This window comes from Pseudomonas sp. HY13-MNA-CIBAN-0226 (assembly GCF_040310305.1).
Classification (GTDB): Bacteria; Pseudomonadota; Gammaproteobacteria; order Pseudomonadales; family Pseudomonadaceae; genus Aquipseudomonas; species Aquipseudomonas gregormendelii.
The window spans coordinates 1-257 of sequence record NZ_JBEOPS010000406.1 but is presented as its reverse complement, the minus strand read 5'-3'; the positions used below and the strand labels follow the sequence as shown (position 1 = coordinate 257).

Here is a 257-nt window from a genome sequence, read left to right as displayed (position 1 = left end):
AGTCGTGACAATGTGAGCTTTGTACAAAAGGACTTTTATCATATAAAAAACCTGCAAGAAGACCCAAACCTCGATGGTGCATGGTTGTGCTTTTATAACTTTGAAGGGGTTGAAGCGACGCATGAAGGGTTAGACTTTACGTTTATCGATCAGAACCTGTCCCCTTATCCGAACTTCTCAGCGTTAGAGATTCTAACGACTGATGAGATCTATAGCGCAAAAAAGGACGCGATAGATACCTTTATCCAAGTCACCAA

1 protein-coding gene is annotated in these 257 nt (G+C 41.6%); it reads left to right on the top strand.

What is annotated here, in order from left to right; genetic code table 11:
- The coding region (locus tag AAEZ05_RS29290; RefSeq protein WP_350650121.1) for an ABC transporter substrate-binding protein at positions 1–257 on the top strand (257 nt) is incomplete at both ends.